Origin of the sequence: Pseudodesulfovibrio sp. JC047 (assembly GCF_010468615.1) — a bacterium.
Lineage (GTDB): Bacteria > Desulfobacterota > Desulfovibrionia > Desulfovibrionales > Desulfovibrionaceae > Pseudodesulfovibrio.
This window is the reverse complement of sequence record NZ_WUEH01000005.1, coordinates 95,484-111,529: the sequence shown is the minus strand read 5'-3', so window position 1 is coordinate 111,529 and position 16,046 is coordinate 95,484. Positions and strand designations below refer to the sequence as shown.

General features: G+C 50.8%; 13 protein-coding genes. 3 read left to right on the top strand and 10 right to left on the bottom strand.

All coding sequences use genetic code 11. The annotated features are described in order from the left end of the window. Window positions 1-2 precede the first annotated feature (2 nt). The 6 genes from GO013_RS04730 to GO013_RS04705 form a co-directional block, all read right to left on the bottom strand. Window positions 3-287 (bottom strand): 4Fe-4S binding protein, encoded by a 285-nt coding sequence (locus tag GO013_RS04730; protein ID WP_163808906.1) that lies wholly within the window; start codon window positions 285-287, stop codon window positions 3-5. 238 nt (window positions 288-525) lie between these two features. After that, the gene (locus GO013_RS04725) at window positions 526-1,164 is read right to left on the bottom strand and encodes a precorrin-8X methylmutase (RefSeq protein WP_163808905.1); all 639 of its coding nucleotides are present in this window, start codon (window positions 1,162-1,164) and stop codon (window positions 526-528) included. A 437-nt stretch (window positions 1,165-1,601) separates the two neighbouring features. Next, window positions 1,602-2,330, bottom strand: coding sequence for an amino acid ABC transporter ATP-binding protein (locus GO013_RS04720; RefSeq protein WP_163808904.1), 729 nt, complete (start codon window positions 2,328-2,330; stop codon window positions 1,602-1,604). A 324-nt stretch (window positions 2,331-2,654) separates the two neighbouring features. Beyond that, the gene (locus GO013_RS04715) at window positions 2,655-3,053 is read right to left on the bottom strand and encodes a hypothetical protein (RefSeq protein ID WP_163808903.1); all 399 of its coding nucleotides are present in this window, start codon (window positions 3,051-3,053) and stop codon (window positions 2,655-2,657) included. A 15-nt stretch (window positions 3,054-3,068) separates the two neighbouring features. Then, complete coding sequence (locus GO013_RS04710; RefSeq protein WP_163808902.1) at window positions 3,069-5,150, bottom strand: TRAP transporter permease; 2,082 nt, start codon at window positions 5,148-5,150, stop codon at window positions 3,069-3,071. A gap of 145 nt (window positions 5,151-5,295) precedes the next feature. After that, window positions 5,296-6,264: a TAXI family TRAP transporter solute-binding subunit gene (locus tag GO013_RS04705; protein ID WP_163808901.1), complete on the bottom strand. Its 969-nt coding sequence runs from the start codon at window positions 6,262-6,264 to the stop codon at window positions 5,296-5,298. A gap of 303 nt (window positions 6,265-6,567) precedes the next feature. Between GO013_RS04705 and GO013_RS04700 the strand changes: the two genes are divergently transcribed. The 3 genes from GO013_RS04700 to GO013_RS04690 are packed head-to-tail and all read left to right on the top strand — an operon-like array spanning window position 6,568 to window position 10,677. Continuing rightward, a complete protein-coding gene (locus GO013_RS04700; protein WP_163808900.1) occupies window positions 6,568-7,968 on the top strand; it encodes an ATP-grasp domain-containing protein in 1,401 nt (466 codons plus the stop codon). Between the two features lies 1 nt (window position 7,969). Continuing rightward, window positions 7,970-9,523 carry a KamA family radical SAM protein gene (locus GO013_RS04695; RefSeq protein ID WP_163808899.1) on the top strand — a complete coding sequence of 518 codons (1,554 nt, stop codon included), beginning with the start codon at window positions 7,970-7,972 and terminating at the stop codon, window positions 9,521-9,523. Further along, window positions 9,523-10,677 carry a M20 family metallopeptidase gene (locus GO013_RS04690; protein WP_163808898.1) on the top strand — a complete coding sequence of 385 codons (1,155 nt, stop codon included), beginning with the start codon at window positions 9,523-9,525 and terminating at the stop codon, window positions 10,675-10,677. The genes GO013_RS04695 and GO013_RS04690 overlap by 1 nt, the downstream gene beginning before the upstream one ends. Window positions 10,678-11,180: 503 nt before the next feature. Here GO013_RS04690 and qrcD read toward each other — a convergent pair. Genes qrcD through GO013_RS04670 form a run of 4 tightly spaced genes read right to left on the bottom strand, consistent with a single transcriptional unit; the run spans window position 11,181 to window position 15,949 of the window. After that, window positions 11,181-12,407, bottom strand: coding sequence for a menaquinone reductase integral membrane subunit QrcD (gene qrcD, locus GO013_RS04685; protein WP_163808897.1), 1,227 nt, complete (start codon window positions 12,405-12,407; stop codon window positions 11,181-11,183). An 11-nt stretch (window positions 12,408-12,418) separates the two neighbouring features. Next, window positions 12,419-13,228, bottom strand: a complete 810-nt coding sequence (gene qrcC / locus GO013_RS04680) for a menaquinone reductase iron-sulfur cluster-binding subunit QrcC (protein ID WP_163808896.1) — start codon at window positions 13,226-13,228, stop codon at window positions 12,419-12,421. Window positions 13,229-13,239: 11 nt separating this feature from the next. Then, entirely contained in the window at window positions 13,240-15,186 is a 1,947-nt protein-coding gene (gene qrcB, locus GO013_RS04675; RefSeq protein ID WP_163808895.1) for a menaquinone reductase molybdopterin-binding-like subunit QrcB, read from the bottom strand. A 13-nt stretch (window positions 15,187-15,199) separates the two neighbouring features. After that, complete coding sequence (locus tag GO013_RS04670; RefSeq protein ID WP_163808894.1) at window positions 15,200-15,949, bottom strand: cytochrome c3 family protein; 750 nt, start codon at window positions 15,947-15,949, stop codon at window positions 15,200-15,202. Window positions 15,950-16,046: the final 97 nt, after the last annotated feature.

The window sequence follows — 16,046 nt, the reverse complement described above, 5'->3', positions numbered from 1 at the left end:
GGCTACTTTCCCTCACTCTCGTTCTGTGTGACGTCCTTGGACATCACTGTCCGGTCAACCTTCTGATCGCTTTCAGGGTCCTTGTCCTTGACCACAATCGCAAAATCGGGACAATGCAACTCACAAAAACCACAACGGATACAGTTTTCTTCCCGAACCACCGAGGACTTGCCTTGGTCATTCAACTCAAGCACGTTGCCCGGACAAAATTCGACACAAATGCCGCACCCCTTGCACCAATCCGGGTAAACGGTGACTTTGTTCTTTCCCTTGTCTTTTCTGGCCATAGCTCCTTCCAACTCGTGAAAGATTCCTTCAGGTTTTACCTGAATTTACAAAAAAGTCATCTTCGCAAGTATCAAACATTCAAGATACTCACCTGAATTCCTAACAGGATTCTTTCAAGTGTCCAGCGTTTTTCAAATTTTCTTGAACCATCACACAGGACCATTTTGAAAAAACACAAAAAAAGCGTTCCGAGATTTCACTCAAAACGCTTTTTGGAAACTGAAAAAATGGAAAAAATCACAACACCATAACCGCCATTGCATTGATAACACACGCGGCCAAGGCGCTTCCGCCCTTCCGACCTTCAATGGAAATGTATGGGATATCGCGGCTCATGAGCAGAGCCTTGGACTCGGCGGCATTCACAAATCCAACCGGCATTCCGACGACCAACGCTGGAGAAATATCACCGTTATCCACATGCTCGACAAGCCGAATCAACGCGGTTGGCGCATTTCCTACAACGAATATTTCCGGTTTGACCTCGTTGACCGCGATGTCAACAGCGGCCTTTGCCCGGGTCATTCCTTCACGTTGAGCACGCTCGACAACACGTGGATCATTAATAAGACAACGGGCAGTACACCCCAACGGGTCTAAACGACGCACAGGCATCCCACGCTTGGCCATCTCTGTATCCGTCACGATTATGGCACCACGTTTCAACGCAGCTGTCCCTGACTCAATGGCACCATCGTGAAATCGAACCAAATCAAGCATCTCAAAATCGGCTGTGGTATGAATCATTCTCCGAACAATTTCCCATTTATGACCAGAGTAAGGACGCGGTTCAGGAACTTCAGAATCAATGATTCGGAAGGACTCTGCTTCAATATCATTTGGTTTTTGAAAATTCTGAATCGTTATTTCTGACAAAACAAACCTCCTTCGAGGTACATTTTTTTGATATTCTTAAAAGATTAAATCAAAAATTATTGGTAGGAGAAGAACACTTTTTTCTCTTTTTCCTACTCGTAAAAAAACACTTTAGCGCCCATGTGGACACGTAAATTCTCACAATCAAAAAACATCAGATAAAAAAAACAATCCTTTTCGCTCAACGCATCAGTCTGAAGACAGTCTTTCATCCCAAAAGACACCGAGAATCATCCAGACATGCATCTCGTATCAGAGAAAAGCCGGAAACGCCTGAACGTCCCCGGCACACGCTTCAATCACGATTCCTTACGCAAAAAGAATCAGCTTTCACGGCTATACAGTGAGCCGCACACACCGCCACGAGACAATCCCAAGGGCCGAAGCACCCTGCGAGTCTCCAACAGTGTCTTCGTTGAAAAACAAACCGCTTTGGCTTACAGAATTTCCTTCAGGAAATTTTTGGTCCGCTCATGCTGTGGATTCTTGAAAAATTCTTCCGGTGCCGCCTGTTCGACCACGACACCGCCATCCATGAACAACACCCGGTCGCACACTTCGCGGGCAAAACCCATTTCATGGGTGACACAAAGCATGGTCATCCCCTCGCGGGCCAAATCCTTCATGACATTCAGGACTTCATTAATCATCTCTGGATCCAGAGCGGATGTCGGCTCATCAAAAAGCATGACCTTGGGCTTCATGGCCAAAGACCGGGCAATGGCGACACGCTGCTGCTGTCCACCAGACAACTCGGACGGATATTTATGTGCCTGATCGTGGATTCCCACCCGTTCAAGCAAACTGAGCGCAACGGTTTCAGCTTCGTCCTTGGGAACATTCTTCACTTTGATAGGAGCCAACGTGACATTTTTCAGCACAGTCAGATGGGGGTACAGATTAAACTGCTGGAACACGATACCGATCTCGGCCCGCAAATCATTGACGTTGACATCCTTATCCAGAATATCCTTGCCGTCAAACAGGATTTGTCCCTTTTGGTACTCCTCCAACCGATTGATACAGCGAATAAACGTGGATTTACCAGACCCGGAAGGACCGCAAATCGCGAGCACTTCCCCTTTATTCACGGACTCGGTAATCCCCTGTAATACATGAAAATCGCCATACCATTTGTGCAGCTTCTGCACTTCTATCATTGCCATTTGAAGATTGCTCCTCAGCATAAATTTTGGAAGAAAAAAAGAAGCCCATCAGCAGTTCATCTGTTCTGACTGCCGACCGAGCCTCCTGAACAGGAAAAAACATTGTCTACAACGCGTAAAAAGTCAAGATACAGTTACTTTCCGACTGACAGAAATTACTGTTTGAAAAGCCCTATTTCACGCCTGTGGTCAAACCAACGCTCCAACGATTCACTTTTCCGACGATTTTTCGCCTTTTCAAAAACCTATCCCCGTAAAAACACGCAAAAAGTCTGCCAAAAGCAGTTTCCCGGAAGTCCCAAAGGGACTTCCGGGAAAGCTGAATTATTCGTTACTCACATAATCCTGCATGAAAGCACGGACCCGGCGTTGAATTCGAATCATTCTTTTCAACATTTCACCCAATCCGAAAAGGGTGACAGACATGACCATACTGAAAAGCAGAACACCAAATCCCGCACATGCAAACATCCAATTTCGGCTGCTATCATCCGAATTGGTATTCCATAAGAGGAAAAGACACCCAACCAGGCCAATCATCCACATGAGATGACCCGTGGCATACAAAACCCGCTCCATGGGCAATCTGGAAAACGGATTCTGTATCTTGTACCCAATCAAATCGTCACTGCCGCATACTGGACATGTCTCCAAATCTGCCGAGAAGACTTCGAGACATCGTTCGCATTGAACCATTTTCCTGTAATCACTGAGTTCAGGCATAAGAGTCTCCTCGCACTACGCCGTGAGGGCGCTTGCCTTCTTTTGTCTCGGACGCTGAATCATCCACATGACACCCCACAAAATCAAACCAATGGGGTAGACCCAATACCGCATGTCATACGGCAGACCAATCAGCCTGGAAATGAAGTCAGGTCTGAACATGACAATCGTAATGCTCAACAGAATCGGAATATCATAGAACTTGTTCTTGGCAATGAACCATCCTTGCGTGGCCGAAGCAAATGCAAAGTTTCCAATACACGCCATCACGAAGATCAATATTCCCTGCGGCCAACTGTCAACGTTATGCAAAATAAGGTCATGGTTGAATATGAACATGAACGGTAAAATGGCCGTTCGGATATCATACATGAACCCCTGCAATCCCGTTGGTATGGGGGGCGCCTCGGCAATGGCTGCGGCAGCGTAGGCTGCCAGCCCGACCGGCGGCGTGTCATCCGCCAGAATACCGAAGTAGAAGCAGAACAAATGCGCCGCCATAAGCGGAACCAGGAAGCCCTGCAATCCACCGATGCTCACAATGGCCGGAGCGGTCAGGGACGCCATGACAATATATGTTGCCGTGGTGGGCAGCCCCATCCCGATCAACAAACTCGCCATGGCCGTAATGACCAGCATCAAGAAGATGTTGCCTCCAGACAGGACATCAATGATCTGTGTGATCAATCCCCCCAGTCCAAGGGCCACAACACCGACAATAATACCGGCCGCAGCCGTTGCCATGGCAACGCCAGCCATATTCCGCGCCCCTTCTGCCATGGAAAGAAAAATATCCTTCAGGCTCTGAATAATGGCGGGGACAATCGGCTGCTTATCCAGCACTGCCCTGATCGGTTTCTGCAACAACATAATGCCCATCAAAACGAGAATGGCCCGGAAGGCAGCCAGCTCAGGGGAATGCCGCAAAGCGATCAGTTCGTACAAAAGCATACTTAACGGCAACAGAAAATGTAATCCGGACATGAGTGTCGGGAAGAATTTCGGCAACTCGGCACGGGGGATTCCCGACAATCCGAGCTTGGAAGCCTCAATATGCGAGATGTAAATCAACGCGGCATACGAGGCAAACGCCGGAACCGCAGCCGCTTTGACGACTTCGATATACGGCACGTTCACATACTCGGCGATAATGAAGGCCGCAGCCCCCATGATCGGAGGAGCAAGCTGACCATCCGTGGACGCCGCGACTTCAATGGCCCCAGCCTTGGTCGGCGGATACCCGACTTTCTTCATCAGGGGAATCGTGAAGGTTCCTGTGGTCACGATGTTGGCGATGGATGATCCCGAAACCATGCCGGTCAGACCGGAGCCAAGAATTGCGGCCTTGGCCGGGCCGCCTTTGAACCCACCGAGAATACAGAGTGCCAACTGAATGAAGAAATGTCCGGCCCCGGCCTTTTCAAGCATGGTTCCGAACAACACGAACAAAAAGACAATCGTTGCCGACACATCCAACGGAATACCGTAGATACCTTCGGAACTCATGGCCATCTGTCCTATGAACCGATTCAGGGAAACCCCTTTGAACGCAATAACGTCAGGCATGTACGGTCCAAGGAACGCATACACGCAAAACAGGATGGCGATCACGGGTAAAGCCGGGCCGATAACCCGGCGGGTCGCTTCGAGCAACAGGCCGACCAGCATCAACCCGAACAGGATATCCCTGGTCGTCGGTGCTCCATAGCGCATGGCGATTCCGTCAAAATCAATAAAGATATACAATGCGGCAAAGGCAGCCAGTATACCAAAAACATAATCCAGAATGGTCACGCGGTTCATGATCATGAGGAAGCGGAGGTCAGGCCGCCATTTGGGATTCCCCTTCATCATGGGCACGTTCAAGAAAACAAGCAGAATGGCGAATGCCAAATGAAACGCCCTGATATACAAGGTGTCCACGATCAACCAACTGGCAATAGACAATTGAAACAGGGACCACATGATGGCGATGGCGATCGTCAATGTCCGCGTGACACCGACACTGTCGCCCTGCATACCGTGTTCTGCTTCAGCCAGTTCCCGAGCGTATTCCACTCCTTTTACATTGTTGTCATCGAAAGTCTTATCTTCCATTTCTCCCTCTATCGCTGTGGTGGCGAAAATCAAAGAACCGTTTGCAAGCTCCCCTGCAAACGGCGGCGGTCTGGCCGAATTCGGCCTCAGCCTGATGCGACCGGACGGCGAACCGCCCGGTCACGATACTGCAAAAGAAAACGCCTTACTTCAGGCCGGCTTCCTTGTAATATTTCATTGCGCCAGGATGAATCGGAGCGGATAACCCCTGGAGCATTCCTTCTTTAGTCAGGACAGCGTATGCGGGATGCAATTTCTTGAATTCATCAAAGTTTTCGAAAACTTCCTTGGTAATGGCGTACACCACTGCATCAGGGACATCGGCAGAAGTCACAATGGTCGCCTTCACGCCGAAGCTGTTGACATCCTTGCCTGCATTGGCGGCACTGGGATAATTCTTCATGGGGATAATGGACGGCGCATAGTACGGATGATCCATGTACAGGGAATCCACACCAACGATGGGCACGATATTCACTTTACGAGCACCGGCACAGGCTTCCTTGATGGCACCGGAAGGATGTCCAACAGTGTAAAAAAATGCGTCGATACGTCCGTCCTGCAACAAGCCAGGAGCCTCAGCGGCCTTGACCTTTTCAGCGTCAATATCATCCATGGTCAGACCAACGGCGCTCAACGCGTCCTTGGAATTCTGCAACTGACCGGAACCAGGGTTTCCAATGTTGACTTTCTTGCCCTTGAGATCCTTGATGCCCTTAATACCAGTATCAGCACCGGCAACCAGGGTCACGGATTCGGGATGAATGGAAAAAACCGCACGCAGCTTCTTCTGCGGCTTGCCTTCCCATTCGGCAATACCTTCAAAAGCCTGGAACTGACGATCAGACTGCACGACACCGAATTCGAGGTCGCCTGCCATGACAGCATTCACGTTGAATACGGAACCGCCGGTCGATTCAACCGTTGCACGGATGCCGTAGACATCTTTCTTTTTATTCACGATTTTGGCAATAGCGCCACCAGTGGGATAATACACACCCGTGATACCACCAGTTCCAATCGTCACAAATTTCGTTTTTCCAGCCGAAGCGGGAACAGCAGTGAGCATGTACCCCAGGCACAGCAACAGAGCGACGTACAGAAGCTTCTTCATTCTCAGTTCCTCCAAAACAAAAACAGTTAACCCAATCGGCCCGGCCCTCTCAAAGCCCGACCTAGAACGAAAATCCACAGGGAAATTCACAAAAACAAAGCCTGAGCCAGTTTACACTTCCGTCAAACTCGACGTATAAGCTTACCAGCTAATAGAGGTATTTACCAAAAAACGTTTTTTTTCGCAACGAGTTATTCCAAAAATAGAGACAGCCCGATGGATTTCTGTTAATTGCATATCAGCTGCTGCTGTTCACAACAACAGCCCGCACTTGTTGAACGTTTAAAAAAGTATGTATCACATATGGACGAACCGCATTTCACTCGCACACACCTGGATCCTTCGATTTCATATTTTCTCTTTATTGGTGAATTGAAGGCATACGGACTGAACGACTTTGTTGCCAAGGCCTTGGAAAGAGAATTCAACACCCCCTTCAAGGCCATTTCCATTGCCCCGGATCTTATCGACACCTCGTCGTTTGACAATCTTATCCTCATCAATCCTGATGCTCGGGCCGAAATGGAAACCGCCGGACAAAAAGTGGCCTATCGGACTCCCATGGCCGATTTTTCCAAAACCGTCTCGCAATCAGCCTCTATCAATACAGTATTGGATACGCTGCTGGAACGACAGGATCACGTTTTTGTCTGGATGTTCGAAAGCCGTCCGGAACTGGACCTTGGACACGACGGACAGGTCTTGTTGCTCGGTCCAAAAGCCGATCTCATCGAACATCTCAATGACAAAACATGGCAATACGAAACGTTTTCCCAAGTCGTCCCGGTGGTCAATTTCATGACATGCTGCGGAACAACCGCCTTGAAACACTGTCTTGAAGACATGGAGCGTCATTGCCAACATGGCATGTTCGTCTCGGCCAGCCACAGTGCGGGAGGTGCGCAAAGCATGGTCTGTCAGTGCGCAGAAGAAGCCCTGTCCCGTTTCACGAACGATGAGACCCAATACCTTATAAGTGCATATACCCCACACACTTCGGACCCGACGGTTCTGGCTGTCGTGGGCAATGAAAACGAAGTCTATGTAGCCGGTGTCGCGGATATGAACATCGTGGATGGCAACAAGTTCAGAGGGTCCACCTTCCCTTCGACCCTGCCCGCCACAATCCAAGCCGATCTCAGAGATCACACCGCAGCCGTTGGCCGGGAACTCGGCAAACTCGGTTTTCGAGGCATCTACGGGTGCGACTACATTGTGACGGAAAATGATGAAATCTTCTTCATTGAAGTCAATGCCCGGAAACAGGGAACAACCATGGAATTTTGCAGTGCGCTCGAACAGCTCCTGCCCGAAGAAGCCCCCAACCTGTTCGATATGGAATGTCACGCCGTCTTGCACGACGGGCTACCGGCAACAACAACCGAGCCGGATCATGACGCCATCATCAATGGACATCTCCACTGGGGCACATTCAACCACAAAGTCGAACAGGATGTCGTCACCACCGACATCATCAGACAAAATATACCAGAACGCGCACTTTTTGCAGAAACAGCAAAAAAAGGCAGTCATGGACACGTCATTCTGGAGCATACCGGAAAAGACGTGCTGGTCAGATCCGGGACATTCCTGGGACGCGTAGCCGCCGTGGCCGCTACTCATGATGAGATGCTTCAAGAATTGAAAAAAGGAACACATCGGTTGGCGGAATCCATCGTCAACCGGGAAACAAACAGGTACTGATATGGCTTTTCAACTGGATGATTTTACGACGGACTTGCTTGAACAGATTTCCGGCAACGGCACTGCGACCGAAGCCGATTCCGCCAACATGCAACAGCTTTATGCCGACGCCCAAAATAGCGAAGGAACCGCGCCCATCGTGGCCCTCTTCCACGCACTCAAAGACGCCAAGACAGCGGGCGGTCCTGGGTACGAAGCATACGGTTTGACTCGCGAAGGCCTTGTCGAACTCTGCGCTAAACATGTTGAGATTGATGAACACTCAGTGACGATTGGTGGCCGTGTCGGACGCGCCCTTGAAATCATCACCGACGCAGGACTCCGCGTACAGGACTATTTGGCACGCAAAGACGTCGAAGCCCCCAGCGGAATTCAACTCTGGGACACTATTCTCGAGAATCAAGCCCGCATCAAATCTGTTTTAGGCATGACCGATGATGATTGGAATTCCTTTCCCGGCCAGCTCAACAATTGCATCGACACCGCAGAGACACTCCAAAAATGTCTCAATCTGCCAGATGACTGTATTCAAGATGTTGCGCGTATCACCCAAAAATACCGGATGCGCATGACTCCCTATTATGCCAGTCTGATTCAGCCGGTTCCGAACGACCCGGTTCTGCTTCAGGCCGTGCCGACAGCCGAGATGGTTGATACGGTCGGCAAAGAAATTCCCCCTGTTGCTTCGGACCACTCCCCTGTCCGTCTTGTGGACCAATTTTACCCTCGGGTCGTCGCGCTCAAGTCCACCAACATCTGCGCCATGTATTGCACCCACTGCCTACGGATCGCCCATATCGGCGGATCTGACCGCACGTTCTCCAAACAGGCGTATCAGGAAGCACTGGATTACATCGCGTCCAAACCGGCCATCCGCGACGTCTTGATTACGGGCGGTGACGCCTTCATGCTCTCCAACAGTTCCCTGCGTTGGCTGCTCGGCAAACTTGACGACATCGATCATATCAAAATGAAACGTCTCGGTACCCGTGTTCCGGTCACAACACCGCAACGAATCGATTCGGAACTGTTGGATATTCTGGAAGAAAGCAACGACAGGAATCCGGTTCGAGTGGTCACGCAGATCAATACGGCACAGGAAATCACTCCGGTTTCTCGCCAGGCCTTCAAAGACATCTCAAAACGTGTTTTCGCAGTTCTCAACCAGGCTGTTTTACTGCGCGGCATCAATGACTCCAAAGTCAAGATGTGGCATCTGTGTGAAACCATTCAAGAAGCCTATGTGCGTCCGTACTACATCTTCAACTGTTCCTACCGGAACCCCCAATATTATCATATGCGCGTGCCCATCCAGAAAGGACGGGACATCGTCGAAGGCATGTACGGCAACATCTCCGGGGATGCCATCCCACGCTATATTGCCGCAGCCGGTGGAAAAATTCCGCTTCATCGCGACAATGTTCGCGGCTACGACGAAGACGGTACAGCCATTCTCGAAAAGCCCTGGGGTGGCGAAGTCCATTACCCCAACGCGGATCACGAAAAATACATCAATGACGACGACTTCGCCTTCAATAAGTACGGCAAGAAATAATGCAGCGCATCATTCGTTCCTATCTGGCAGACCATGAACAGGAAATGATGGATCTGCTCGAAAAGACCGTTCGCATCAACAGCTACACGCCCAACAAGCAAGGGACTGACGCCGTTGTCACGGTTTTCGAACAGGTCATGACTGACATGGGGTTTACCGTTCAACGCGAAAAACAGGACAACGTCGGAGACAACCTCATCGCCCGAAAAAACTGCACGTCCGACGCCCCGGGGCTTTTGCTCTGCGGCCACATGGACACGGTTTTCCCTCCCGATGATGGGTTTGACTGTTTTCGCCCGGAAGGGGACACCATCATCGGTCCCGGTGTCATTGACATGAAAGGCGGGTTGGTCGTCGGCATCTATGCCCTCAAGGCACTTGATACCGCAGGACTGCTCGATCACATGCCCATCACCTTTGTCTTCAACTCGGATGAGGAAATCGGCTCGCCAAATTCCCAGGCTCTCATTATTGAAGAGGCCCGGAAAGCGGCTGCGGCTTTTGTCTTCGAATGTTCCGGTCCCGGCGGAAAAGTCGTGACCGCGCGCAAAGGCAAGATATCCTTTATCTTGAATGTCCAGGGAAAAGCCGGTCATTCCGGCAACCTCTCAGGGCCAAAGGCAAGTGCCATTCTCGAAATGGCCCATCAGACAATTCGCCTCGAAGCGCTCAACGATGCCGCCAAAGGTATCTCGCTCAATGTCGGGTTGGTTGAAGGAGGCATTGGTCCAAATACCGTTGCTCCATCAGCCTCCGCAAAGATCGAATGTCGCTACTGGCACGAGGAGGATGGCGTGCTTCTGCAAAAAGCCATTGAGCAATCCGCCGCTTCTCCTACCATTCCCGGGACACAGTGTTCACTGCAACGCATTCCCGGGCGGCCCACCATGGAAACTAGCCCGGCAATCACCAAGCTGTTTGACATTGTGGCTAAGGCTGGTGCCGATCTCAATATCGCAGTGCAAGAAAGTGCGCGAGGTGGTGTCTCTGACGCCAACTTCATCGCCAATGCCGGAACACCTGTCATCGATGGCCTTGGTCCCACCGGCGGCAAGGACCACTCGCACAACGAATATATGCTCACCCGCTCTCTGACCGAACGCACCATTTTGGCCGCCGAAGTGTTGCGCCGGACTTTCGAAACATTCATCTAATCCCTGCCGGTAGGTTCCCTTTCCAAGGAAGCCTACCGGCAGCCACCCTACCGGGGGTCGCCTTCAGCGAGACCAGGACGCTGTCCTGGACCTGCCAGAGAACCCTTTGAAAAGGGTCCTCTGGACTCTCCGAAACTTCTTATCGCTCGCTTCGCTCGAAGCTGTCGACAGCGTAATTTCGTACAATTTTTGAAAAAATGTCATAAAGAATATCTTTTACAAACTTTGAAAAAAAATTGACACATATTCTTTTTGCCCCCCCCCTTTTTTAATTCTTCAATCCCACTCAACCGATAACGAATGGCCTCGCCGAAGGCGCGATAAATAGTTCTGGAAGGGAGTCCAGAGGGAAACCTCTTTCAAGAGGTTCCCCTCTGGCCGTCGGAGACATTCCACGCCACCCCGGCGAAGGGTCGCCGAAGGCATTCCCAACTCAATCAAATAAACAAAAAAAAGGCCCGCTCATTTGAACGGACCTTTTCATTTTTCAGTATTGGTAACGCTTAGTTCAGTTCACGCTCTTGCGGGAACAAGGGAAGATAGCGATATACCAAAGTCAAAACCAGGAATCCATACGCCACAATCATGATGGAAGACGCATATTCAACCCAGTTCGGATAGTACACCTGCCATTCGTCAAACGGCATAACCGGGAAGGCGATGGTTTGAACGGTGAAGATGTAGCGATTTAGGGAAACGCCGATACAATCCAGTAAAGCAGCAGTATACAACAGCGATGGTGTATTGCGAATGGCCGGAACAATCAACATGACTGCCGGGACAACACCACACAACACGATCTCCGAGAACAAAAGCCACTTACCATAGGCCACACCATAGAACATGTCATCAAAGGTCAATCCGATAGAAGGCAGGTAGCCATAAGCCCATGCCCACGTATCGAGAATCTTGAAGAACATGTACACACACAGCATGGTACCAGCGATTTTGCCCATCAAAGCCTTGGTCTTGAAATCGACCAATTTCTTGCCTGTCAATTTTTCCATGAACGTCGCAACCAGCACGGTGAAAACCGGACCGGAACCAACAGCGGAAAGGATAAACAGGAAGAATGTCCACGGCCAGATAAAGAAGCCTTCGCGGAAAGCGAAAGGACGACCAATCAAAACGCCATACATACCACCAAGGGACCCCTGGTGGAAGGTGGACAAAAAGGCACCGAGACCAGCAAACAAAGCCATGTTTACGTGCATATTGTGCGCCAGCGCATGGATGAAAGGAATCTTGTTCAACTGTTTCTGCTCAAGAACCAGCGGGATAAACTCGATGATCAAGACAGTGCAGTAACAGGTGATACAAAAGATAACTTCCGTCAGCATGGAATGAACGTTCGGATGCCAGTAGCCAAACCACGCACGGCCAGGCTGTCCAATATCGAGCGTCAAAACCAGCATTGCACCGGAATAACAGATAAATCCAACAACAACTGTCAGATTAATAATTTTTTCAAGTTGTTTGATCTTGAGAATGTACTTGAGCAGACCGGTAAAAAAAGCACCGGCGCCAAGTGCGATCACAGCAAGGTCAAAAGTAATCCATGCACCGAACCCGAAGTAGTTATCCAGGCCGGTGGTCCCGATTCCATTGTACAAAACGAGTACTGCGGAATAAAGCCCCCAGGTGAAGAAGCCCAATATCACGGCTGTCCAGATCAGGAACTTGCCAAACGAGCACCGCTGCACCCCTTCCGGGAAGAGTTTGCTATCCATTGTTCAGCCTCCTAGTGACCGCCGCCATCGGCGTTATAGTTATCACCCTGATTGCGGACCCATTCACGTTCACTCATGTAGTAGACCTGGGGTGCCAGGCCGAGCTTTTCAAGCAGACGGAATGCATTCGGACTCTTGGCAAGCTGATGTACCTTGTGTTCGGGATTGTTCAAATCGCCAAAGGTGATTGCCTTGGTCGGACAAATTTCCGCACACGCGGTGATGTATGCCCCTTCAGGCAGATTCATCGGGTCCTCACCATTCTGTCGGGCCTCGTCCTTTGCGTTCATGTACCGAGTATGACAGAAGTTGCATTTCTCAACCACACCACGAGGACGCGGAGACACTGCCGGGCTCAAGCCCTTGTCCATGCCTTCCGGCCAGAGCGGATCCCACCAGTTAAAATACCGAGCGTGGTACGGGCACGCAGCCATGCAATACCGACAACCGATACAACGGGGGTAAATCTGCGAGACAATGCCACCCTCTTCATTCTTGTCCGTGGCGACAACCGGGCACACAGGCACACAGGCGGGGTTGCCGCACTGCATACAGGGCCGAGGAAGATAGGCTGTCTCGTGTTCCGGGAAAGCCTTGCCATTGGACAACTCATACACGTTCATCCACGTCAAGGTCTTGAGTTTATCGGACGCGTCATCACGGTCCTTGGTCAAAGCCTGAACATAGTTATATGGGTCCTTTTTCGTCATGGGAGCGATATTGTTCTCCACCTGGCAGCCGACCATACACGCGCCGCAGCCAGTGCATTTGTCAATATCAATGACCATGCCCCATCTAATTTTGAATTCTTTCATATGCATGTCGGTTCTCCCTAGATTTTGGCGACATTCACAGTGGAACCGGCCCATGTCGAGGCACCGGCCGCAGCCTCGGAACTCACTGTAAGAATCTTGTACACGTTATCGCCCTTCCCCTTCGAGAACTCGTCGCCGACAGTGTGTCCCATTCCCAAAGGAGCGGCCACAACGCCGGGCAAAACGCCTTCGAAGATCTGGACCAAGGCTTCGCACTCACCGTTTCCACCGGAGAGCTTGACCTTGGAGCCAACCGTCACGCCAAGCTGCTTTGCAGTGGCGGAAGCCATCATCACGACCATGTGATCGCCAACCAATTGGTTGTTGCTGATGGTACACGGAGCATTCGGGGTGGTCGCCTGATTGGCGGTACCGACATTGAGCAAGGTATACGGGGCGAGTCCCACCGCGCCAGTTCCTTTGACAGGAACAGCGGCTTTCCCCAATTCGCTCGGAGCCATGCTCGTCGCAACTGGAGTCTCGCCATCCAAAATAAATGCACTACCTTCTGCCAATTCATCCATATCCGCGCCAATGGCTTCGACTTTGGCTTCAAGAACCTCTTCAAAGGTCTCGAATCCGAGATCAGCCAGACCGAGGATGAAATCAGCGGCATTTTTGACATTCAATGTTGCCTTGGACGCCGGAGCACCCAAGGAATACGTTGCTGTCGGTAATCCATACGGAGCAGCCAGATCATCGAACCGCTCAAAACAATGCGGCGTGGGGAGCACCAAGTCAGCTGCGGCAGTCGTTTCGGTATTCACCGAATCAAATGCAACAGTAAATCCGACCTTAAGCTGCTCAGGCAACGCGTACACCGGGTTGGCTTCATAAACGAACAGCAGGTCGGTGGAAACACCTTCCAAAATGTCCGCTTTCAACATTTCGTGACGGCTCATGGCCATTCCGACAGCCTTATTGAACTCGGGAACTGCCTTCATGGCACCACCGAGCAACAGGTTCAAGGCAAATGCAGCACCATGTGCGGCAACAGAGCCACCAGGGACAACAACCGGATTGCTCGCGGCCAATAAATCCTTTGCAATGGCAGCCATCATATCGGCCTTGACGCCAGTGGCAGCTTCGACCTTGGCCGGGCTGTAATCATTCATGACCATAGCCTTGAACTGACCGAAGTCAGTCATGGACGCGGTCTTGCCAGACTGCAAGACATAATAGGCAATACCCAGCGTGAAGGCAGCCATGCCCTCAGCCGGAACTGGTACCCATTTGTCTGTCACGGAAGCGGTTTTGGTCTGCATGGGACCAGCAAAATAGAATTTGCCGGACTCATTAGCCGCAAACGCCTTGAGATTGGAAACCGTCGGTCCCCATGATTCAAGTGCGTCGGCTCCTGCCAACAAAACCACATCCGCATTTTCCAGATCGTAACCGATCTGACCAGAACCACCCATGAGACCAGCCCAGGCCTTGTCTGCGGCCTGCATGTCACATGGCATGGTATAAAATGCATCGCTGCCCTTATCGGCCAACAATGCGGAGAAGACCTCATTCACGGTGCCATTCTGATCACCGGAAACAACAGCAATCCTGCTGCCCGCGGCGTCCAGTTTCTCGGCAACAACCTCCTGAGCCTTTTCCCAGGAAATCACCTCACCGTTCAACAAGGGTGTCTTGATACGATTCGGGCTGTTTTTCACCTGCACACCATTGGCGCACAAGGGACAAACACCACCGCCAGAAAGCGGATTTTCCATATTTCCTTCAACACCAAAGGCCTCACCAGCAACGGTGCGAACCTTCACGGCACATCCGGATTCACACATCTTGGACACAGTCGGTACACCTTTGAGTTCCCCGTATTTCAACTTGGGAATCCAAGGCCAGTTCTGGGTCCAGATGGAGACATCATCAAGGGCTTTCCATACCGTCGGTGTAAAAAGGATACCAACGGTGGCGCCCACACTTAACTGGATAAAAGCTCTGCGTGCTACGCTCATTCTCAGTACCCCTTTACTTATGGCAGGTGTAGCAGGCGTTCGGCTGGCCCTTCAAGGCGTGACACCGTTCGCACTTCCACATCTTCATGGTCATCTTGCTGTAACCGGAAAGGATATTCCGTTCGAATGCCGGCGGCACATCGTTCGTGCTGATATCCTTCACATGGCACAGATTGCAGTTCTGCTCGGGAGCCTCGCCCTCAAACACTGCAGGGTCAACGACATCAGCCAGATCTTTCTTCATCTCTGCCATTTCGGCAATATCCAGCTCGGCATGAGCCTTATGAGAGAAGTACACATTGTCCGGCTGGTACTGGTAGTTCAACCAGGGAACTTCTTTTCCCTGAATCAGATACTTCACCACGTACTCGCGTTCGGCCTGCATTTTGTCATCATCCGAAGAAGCCAGATTGTCCTCAATGGCACCCAGCTCGGCTTTGATGATTGCCTCGTAATCAGTCGGGTCGATATCTGCTTCAGCAATGGCTTCCATTGCTTCTTCAGGATCAACCGAATGACATTCGGCACACACTTCGTTGGTCGGGAACCCGGCATAGGAGCCGTCATCCCGGAAATAGTGGCAACTTTCGCAATCCATCCCCTCGCCTTCAACGTGCACAGCATGGCTGAACCAAATCGGTTGTTCTTCTTTTTCGAAGAACAATCCGGGGATCACAGCCCAGCCCAACACACAGAAGGCTAGGAAACCGATGATAAAGGGAAGAGCCCCTCCACACCGTTTCGATGCTTTTCTTTCCTCCATAACCTCGCCCCATCACTCTAAAGTTAATGTGAAAATCACACCAATTGAACTCTGTTTCCATACGGCATGGAACGTTTTCGTGTCAAGAGAATATGAA

Bases quoted from the DNA above. Each gene is read 5' to 3' on its own strand.
- GO013_RS04710 (WP_163808902.1), bottom strand. From the start codon at position 5,150: ATGGAAGATAAGACTTTCGATGACAACAATGTAAAAGGAGTGGAATAC.
- qrcD (WP_163808897.1), bottom strand. From the start codon at position 12,407: ATGGATAGCAAACTCTTCCCGGAAGGGGTGCAGCGGTGCTCGTTTGGC.
- GO013_RS04700 (WP_163808900.1), top strand. From the start codon at position 6,568: ATGGACGAACCGCATTTCACTCGCACACACCTGGATCCTTCGATTTCA.
- GO013_RS04720 (WP_163808904.1), bottom strand. From the start codon at position 2,330: ATGGCAATGATAGAAGTGCAGAAGCTGCACAAATGGTATGGCGATTTT.
- GO013_RS04730 (WP_163808906.1), bottom strand. From the start codon at position 287: ATGGCCAGAAAAGACAAGGGAAAGAACAAAGTCACCGTTTACCCGGAT.
- GO013_RS04690 (WP_163808898.1), top strand. From the start codon at position 9,523: ATGCAGCGCATCATTCGTTCCTATCTGGCAGACCATGAACAGGAAATG.
- qrcC (WP_163808896.1), bottom strand. From the start codon at position 13,228: ATGCATATGAAAGAATTCAAAATTAGATGGGGCATGGTCATTGATATT.
- qrcB (WP_163808895.1), bottom strand. From the start codon at position 15,186: ATGAGCGTAGCACGCAGAGCTTTTATCCAGTTAAGTGTGGGCGCCACC.
- GO013_RS04670 (WP_163808894.1), bottom strand. From the start codon at position 15,949: ATGGAGGAAAGAAAAGCATCGAAACGGTGTGGAGGGGCTCTTCCCTTT.
- GO013_RS04715 (WP_163808903.1), bottom strand. From the start codon at position 3,053: ATGCCTGAACTCAGTGATTACAGGAAAATGGTTCAATGCGAACGATGT.
- GO013_RS04705 (WP_163808901.1), bottom strand. From the start codon at position 6,264: ATGAAGAAGCTTCTGTACGTCGCTCTGTTGCTGTGCCTGGGGTACATG.
- GO013_RS04695 (WP_163808899.1), top strand. From the start codon at position 7,970: ATGGCTTTTCAACTGGATGATTTTACGACGGACTTGCTTGAACAGATT.